This is a genomic window from Isoptericola sp. NPDC060185 (assembly GCF_042728595.1).
Lineage (GTDB): Bacteria > Actinomycetota > Actinomycetes > Actinomycetales > Cellulomonadaceae > Isoptericola.
Genome location: NZ_JBHWYY010000119.1, coordinates 1 through 7,101 on the forward strand (window position 1 = coordinate 1; position 7,101 = coordinate 7,101).

General features: G+C 75.4%; 5 protein-coding genes. 3 read left to right on the top strand and 2 right to left on the bottom strand.

The genetic code is table 11. The annotated features are described in order from the left end of the window. Positions 1-73: 73 nt before the first annotated feature. Positions 74-1,549, bottom strand: a complete 1,476-nt coding sequence (locus tag ACFWDO_RS20630) for an amidase (RefSeq protein ID WP_380325995.1) — start codon at positions 1,547-1,549, stop codon at positions 74-76. Between the two features lie 119 nt (positions 1,550-1,668). Here ACFWDO_RS20630 and ACFWDO_RS20635 point away from each other — a divergent pair, with 119 nt between their 5' ends. From ACFWDO_RS20635 to ACFWDO_RS20645, 3 genes are all read left to right on the top strand, one after another. Continuing rightward, positions 1,669-2,241: a GNAT family N-acetyltransferase gene (locus tag ACFWDO_RS20635; RefSeq protein ID WP_380325998.1), complete on the top strand. Its 573-nt coding sequence runs from the start codon at positions 1,669-1,671 to the stop codon at positions 2,239-2,241. Positions 2,242-2,400: 159 nt separating this feature from the next. Beyond that, complete coding sequence (locus ACFWDO_RS20640) at positions 2,401-3,903, top strand: peptide MFS transporter (RefSeq protein WP_380326001.1); 1,503 nt, start codon at positions 2,401-2,403, stop codon at positions 3,901-3,903. A gap of 71 nt (positions 3,904-3,974) precedes the next feature. Continuing rightward, the gene (locus ACFWDO_RS20645; protein ID WP_380326004.1) at positions 3,975-6,092 is read left to right on the top strand and encodes a CocE/NonD family hydrolase; all 2,118 of its coding nucleotides are present in this window, start codon (positions 3,975-3,977) and stop codon (positions 6,090-6,092) included. Between the two features lie 3 nt (positions 6,093-6,095). On the opposite strand, the gene ACFWDO_RS20650 is transcribed toward ACFWDO_RS20645, so the two are convergent. Then, entirely contained in the window at positions 6,096-7,016 is a 921-nt protein-coding gene (locus ACFWDO_RS20650) for an LLM class flavin-dependent oxidoreductase (protein ID WP_380326007.1), read from the bottom strand. Positions 7,017-7,101: the final 85 nt, after the last annotated feature.

Below are 7,101 nucleotides of genomic sequence, written 5' to 3' on the forward strand. Positions count from 1 at the left end.
GGCTCGTGGCCCTCATCTCGCGGAAGAAGGGGCCACGAGCCCACCCACAACGACCGCCCGGGGCCGCGACGGGTCACCAGGCCGGCGGGCGCCGCTCCGACCAGCGCAGGCGGTCCTCGAGCTGGGCGGCGAGCGCGAGGAGCGTCGGCTCCCCGCCGGGGCGGCCGATCAGCTGCACACCCATCGGCAGGCCGTCGTCGGTCCAGTGCGTCGGCACGGTGATCGCGGGCAGCCCCGCCACGTTGAGCATCGACGTCCACGGCGTGTACTGGCACTGCTGCTCGAAGTTGCGCTCCGGGTCCTCGGCGTCGAACCAGCCGATCGGCCGCGGCGTCAGCGCGAGCGCCGGGGTGACGACGGCGTCGAACCGGGACACCTGCGCGACGAGGCGGCGCTCGAACGCGGTGAGCGCGCGCAGCGCCTCCGCGAGCTGCCGCGCGGGCACCTCGCGGCCGCGGCCGATCAGCCAGCGGGTGAGCGGCTCCAGCCGGTCGAGGCGCTCGGGGTCGTCGAGGGGCACGGCCGAGGCGCCCACCATCCACAGGGTGCGGAAGGCGGGGCCGTACGTCGGGTCCGGCTCGAGCGCCAGGCCGTCGATCTCGTGCCCGAGGCCGGCGAGCGCGGCGACGCCCGCGTCGAGCCCGGCCCGCGCGGCGTCGGACGTCGTGATCGCGTAGAAGTCGTCCCACGCCGAGTCGGTCGTCACGGCCACGCGGAACCGCCCGCGCACGTCCTCGCCGCCCCCGCCCGCCACCTCGCCCCGGCGCGCCGCGGCCAGGTAGTCGCCGGCGCGGGCGGACGGCGCCCGCAGCGTCAGCGGGTGCGCGACGCGGCCGTCGGGCGTCCAGGTGAGCATGCCCTCGAGCAGCAGCGCGGTGTCCTCGGTCGTGCGCGCGAGGGGGCCGTTCACCACGAGCCCGCCGAGCGACTCCTGCCCGGACCCGGCCGGCACCAGGCCGCGGCTGGGCTTGAGCCCGACGACGCCGCACGCGGCCGCGGGGATGCGCACCGAGCCGCCGCCGTCCGACCCTGCCGCGCAGGGCAGCAGCCCCGCCGCGACCGCCACCGCGGCGCCTCCGCTCGACCCGCCGGCGCCGAGGGACGGGTCCCACGGGTTGCGCGCGACGGGCCCGGCGAGCGGCTCCGTGTACGCGGGGAAGCCGAGCTCGGGCGCGGTCGTGCGGCCCAGGCTGACCATGCCCGCCGCGTCGAGGACCTCCACGATCTCGTCGCTCACGGGCGGTACGACCGCGTCGGCCCCAGCGAAGGCGCGCGAGCCGAACCCGGTGGGCACGCCGGCGCGCATCCACAGGTCCTTGTCCGCGCCGGGCAGGCCCCACAGGGTGGCGCGGCCGTGCGCGCCGTCGCGCTCGAGCCGGGCGGCCCGCTCGCGCGCGGCGTCCGGCGTCACCGAGACGAACGCCCCCAGTCCGGGGTCGGCCCGCTCGATCCGCGCCAGGAAGTGGTCGGCCACCTCGGTCGGGGTGAGCTCTCCCGCGCGCAGCAGGTCGCGCAGCCGGGCGGCGGTCATCTCGTGCAGGGCGTCCATGCTCCGCACGCTACCCACGGACCAGCCCTCCCAGGCCGCCGAACAGGCGGTTGGCACCGGTATCGCGCCGATCTTGGACGTGTTCCGGCATCAATTGCCTGGTCGGCGAAGATGGGGCCGTGACCCACGACCTCGTCCTCGCCGGCCACGGCGTGCGCCTCGAACCCCTCGGGCCGCAGCACGCGGCCGCGCTGTTCGCCCTCGTCGACGCCGACCTGTGGTTCGGCATGACGTCGCCCGTCCCCGCGACCGTCGCGGACCTCGAGGCGTGGATCGTCTCGGGTGTCACGACCCCGGGCACGACCGCGTTCGCCGTCGTGGGCGACGACGGCGCCGTCCGCGGGTCCACCCGCTTCTACGACCGGGCCGAGGGTCGCGTCGAGATCGGCGCCACGTTCTACGGGCGCGGCTGGTGGGGCGGCACGACGAACCCGGCCTGCAAGCTGCTCCTGCTGGGTCACGCCTTCGAGGAGTGGGGGCTGCGCCGGGTGGCGCTGCGCGCCGACTCCCGCAACGCGCGCTCGTGCGCGGCGATCCAGCGGCTCGGCGCGAAGCCCGAGGGTGTGCTGCGCAAGCACCGGGTCGCCGCCGACGGCTCGGTGGGGGACACCGCCTACTTCTCGATCGTCGACGACGAGTGGCCCGCCGTGCGCGCCGGGCTGCTCGAGCGGCTGGGGGCTCCGCAGCCCTGACCCGGGGCTCGCGACGACCTCCGCGGCCGTTCAGCGCGTCGCGGACGGTGGGCGGTGGGACCCTGGCAGGGGGGAGAGCGGGTAGGGTCGACGGCCGGTCCGGACCGGGCGTACGTCGTCGGCTCGCGCCGCGCCCCGTTCCCGAGCCCTGGAGAGCCTGTGACCACCGAGGACGCGCCCGTCGCCACGCCGGAGCCCGAACGTGCGAGCCGGGACGAGCGGGGCTTCTTCGGCCACCCGCGCGGCCTCGCCACCCTGTTCAGCCTCGAGGTCTGGGAGCGGTTCTCGTTCCTCGGGATGCAAGCGATCCTCGTGCTGTACTTCACCGCGTCGGTGGCCGACGACGGCCTGGCGATGGACCCCGGCAACGCGGCGTCGATCGCGGCGGGCTACGGCACGATGGTCTACCTCGTGTCGGTGGGCGGCGGCTGGGTGGCCGACCGCGTGCTCGGCTCGTACCGCAGCGTGCTGTGGGGCGGCATCCTCATCGCCGCCGGCCACTACACGATGGCGATCCCGGCCGAGGCGTCGACGTGGGCCGGCCTGGTCCTCATCAGCCTCGGCACGGGGCTGCTCAAGCCGAACGTGTCGACGCTGGTGGGCAAGCTGTACTCCACCGACGACGACCGCCGCGACGCCGGGTTCGCCCTCTACTACATGGGCATCAACGTGGGTGCTTTCGTCGGCCCGCTGATCACGGGGTGGCTGGGTGCGGAGGTCGGGTGGCACTGGGGCTTCTCCGCCGCCGCGATCGGCATGACGGCGGGGCTGATCCAGTACGTCGTCGGGCGCCGGCGCATCCCGGGGTACGGGCGTGGGGCGGAGGCGCCGCTGCCGCCCGACGCCGCCCGGCGGACGCGCTGGATCCTCGTCGGCGCGGGCGCCCTCGTGGTGGTCGTGCTCGTGGTGCTGGCGCTGCTCGGCCGGCTGGACGTGGACGGGGTCGTGGACGCCCTCACCGTGATCGCGATGGTCGCGCCGGTCGTCTACTTCACGGTGATGTTCCGCAGCCCGCGCGTCACGGGCGCCGAGCGCGGCCGCCTGCGCCCGTTCCTCGTGCTCTGGCTCGCGTCGGTCGCGTTCAACTTCGTGCTGTTCCAGGCGTACTCGGTGCTCATCCTGCTGGCCGAGGACCACGTGCAGCGCACCATCTTCGGCTGGGACGTCCCGTCGGCCTGGTTCAGCTCCTACCTCGGGGCCGCGGAGGTGCTCGTCGCGCCGCTGGTCGCCGCGCTGTGGACGTGGCTGGGGCCGCGGCAGCCGCACGCGTCCAAGAAGGTGGCGTTCGGCGCGCTGCTGGGCGGCCTGTCCTACCTGGTGCTCGTCCCGGCGGTGAGCGGGCAGTCGGGCGACTGGCGCATCGCCGTCTGGTGGCTGCTGGTCTCCCTGACGCTGCTCGGACTCGGCGACGTGCTGCTGCAGACCACCGGCCTGTCGGCCACGACGAAGCTCGCCCCCGCCGCGTTCTCCAGCCAGTCGATGGCGGTGTGGTTCCTGTCGATCGCGCTGGCCAACGGCATCCAGGCGCAGACGGTCCGGTTCTACGGCGAGGTGCCCGATGGCGTGTACTTCGCCGTGAACGGCGCCGTGCCCGTGGCCGTGGCGATCGTCGTCTTCGCGCTGTCGCCGTGGATGAAGCGCACCATGCACCCCGTCCACTGAGGCACCCCGTCCACTGAGGCACCCCGTCCACCGAGCCCCCCGTCCACTGAGCGCACCCGCCGGAGGCACCCATGCGATACGTCACCGACCTGCCGTACGAGACCCGCGTCGAGGACCTGTGGATCCCTCTGGCCGACGGCACCCGCCTCGCCGCGCGCGTCTGGCGGCCGGTGGACCCGACGCCGGTCCCCGCGATCCTCGAGTACCTGCCGTACCGGCTGTCGGACTGGACGGCGCCCCGCGACGCCCAGCGCCACCCGTACTACGCCGGCCACGGGTACGCGTCGGTGCGGGTCGACATCCGCGGCAGCGGCAACAGCGACGGGCACCAGGACGACGAGTACTCGCCGACGGAGCTGGCGGACGGCGTGGCCGTGGTGGAGTGGCTGGCCGCGCAGGAGTGGTGCGACGGGTCCGTGGGGATGTTCGGCATCTCGTGGGGCGGCTTCAACTCGCTCCAGATCGCGGCGCTCGCCCCCGAGCCGCTCAAGGCCATCGTCACGGTGTGCTCCACCGACGACCGGTACGACAACGACGTGCACTACACGGGCGGCTCCGTGCTCGCGGTCGACATGCACGCGTGGGCGGCCACGATGCTCGCGTTCTGCTCGCGGCCCCCGGACCCGGCGTACGTGGGGGAGGGCTGGCGCGCGCAGTGGCTCGACCGGCTGGAGCACACCGAGCCGTTCGTGCACACGTGGCTCGCCCACCAGACGCGCGACGACTACTGGCGCCACGGCAGCGTCATCGAGGACTACTCCACGATCTCGGCGGCGGTCCTCGCCGTCGGCGGATGGAACGACCCGTACCGCGACACCGTGCTGCGGCTGGCCGCGGCGGGGCAGGACGGCGCCCTGCGCGCCCCGGTGCGCGGCATCCTCGGCCCGTGGTCGCACCAGTACCCGGACCGCGGCCTGCCGCCGGGCCCCGCCATCGGCTTCCTGCAGGAGACGCTGCGCTGGTGGGACCACTGGCTCAAGGGCGCCGACCGGGGCGTGCTCGACGACCCGCCGCTGCGCGCGTGGGTCAGCGAGTCCGTGCCGCCCGCCACCGTCTACGACGAGCTGCCCGGCCGCTGGGTGGGCGAGCCGTCGTGGCCGTCCCCGCACGTGGCCGTGCGCGAGCTGCCGCTGGCCGCCGCCGGGCGGGACGACGACGTGCCCGCCGCGGCATTGCGCACCGCGGCCCCGACGGTGGAGGCGCTCGCGGGCGGCCACCCGGTGCCGACGTCGTGGCTCGTGGCCTCGCCCTCGCACACGGGTGTGGACGCCGGCCGGTTCTTCCCGTTCGGCAACGACGCCGACCTGCCGCCCGACCAGCGCGAGGAGGACGGCCGCTCCCTCTGCTTCGACTCCGCGCCCCTCGCCGAGCCGCTGGAGATCCTCGGCCGCGCCCGGATCCGCCTGCGTCTGACCTGCTCCGGGTCGAAGGGGCAGGTCGTGGCGCGGCTGTGCGACGTCGGCCCGGACGGCGCGTCGACGCTGATCACGCGCGGCGTCCTCAACCTCTCGGCGCGGCGGGGGCGCGACCGCGCGGTGCCGTGGACCCCGGGCGCCACCGAGGAGGTGTCGTTCGAGCTGACCGGCACCGGGTACGCGCTCGCGCCGGGCCACCGCCTGCGGCTCGCGCTGTCGTCCGCGTACTGGCCGTGGGTGTGGCCGCAGCCGGGCGGCGCGGTCCTGGCCGTCGCGGTCGGCGACGGCGCCGTCGAGCTGCCGGTGCACGACCGCGCGGCCGCCCACCCGCCCGTGGTGTTCGAGGAGCCGGAGCAGGCGCCGCCGCTGGGCGTGGTCTTCGGGGACGCGGACGCGGCCCGCCCCGAGCGTCGCGTGGTCCGCGACGTCGCCGAGGGATCGTGGCTGCTCGAGGTGGACCCGCGCTACGGCGGCACCCGCACCTACCCGGACGGCCTCGAGTTCACCGAGGACGCGCTGGAGCGGTACTGGATCGGCCCCGACGCCACGAGCGCCCGGACCCGCTCGGACTGGACCGTGCGGCTGCGGCGCGCTCCCGGCGCCCCGCTGCCTGCGGGCATGGCGGACGGCTGGGACGCGAGCGTCGTCACCCGGTCGGAGATCACCTGCGACGAGCACGTGTTCGTCACCGAGAACGAGGTGGTCGCGCGCGACGGCGACGGGGTCGTCTTCGAGCGGCGCTGGACCCGCACGATCGCGCGCACCGCGGGCTGACGCCTACCGCAGCAGCGGCGCGACCTCCTCGCCGAGGAACGCGGCGAAGCCGTCCAGGTCGGGCTCGTCGAGGGTCGGCTGCGCGACGACGGTCGTGACGCCGAGGTCGACGAAGCGGCGCAGGCCGTCCGCGACCTCCTCGGCGGAGCCCCAGGTGGCGTGGTCTTCGAGGACGTCGTCGGACCCGGCGTCGACGTCCCAGCGGGCCAGGGAGCGGCGCAGCCGGTCGGCCGCGCCGGGGCCGGTGGCCACCTGCGCGAAGGCGACCGTGCGGAACGGGTGCTCGCCGTCGGGCGTGGACTCCGCGACCGGCGGCAGGCCGGCAGCGGCGCGCCCCTCGTCCACCAGCGCGACCGCCTGACGGGCCCCGGCGACGCCCGTGTCGCCGTCGATGACGACGCCCTGGGCGACCTCGCCCACCAGTCGCAGCGTCTTGGGCCCCTTCGCCGCCGCGACCACGAGGGGCGCGACGGCGGGCGGCCAGTCGAGGGCGACGCCGTCGAGCGTGACGTAACGGCCGGAGGCGGTCACCTTCTGGCCGGCGAGCAGGGCCCGCAGGGCGCCGACCTGCTCGCGCATCAGCGTCAGCGGCGAGCCCACGCGCGCCCCGACCTGCCCCATCCAGTCCTGTACCCCGTGCCCGACGCCCGGCACGAAGCGGCCCGGGAACATCCCGTCGATGGTCGCGGTCTCCATCGCGGTGAGGGCCACGTTCCGCAGCGGCAGCGGCATGACACCGATCCCCACGGAGAGCCGCTCCGTGGCGGCCAGCATCGCGGCGGCGGCGCTCGGGCCGGACTCGAGGAAGCAGTCCTCCCACAGCCACACCTCGTCGAGGCCGGCCGCCTCGGCGGTGCGGGCGAACGGGACGAACCGCGAGGGCGGGTTGCCGTAGGGCGCGAGGATGCAGCCGAGAGTCGCCATGCGCCGATCCTGCCGCACGCCTCCGCCGCCGAACAGGCAGTTGACACCGTTATCGCGCGCTCTCGGGTGCGATAACGGTGTCAAC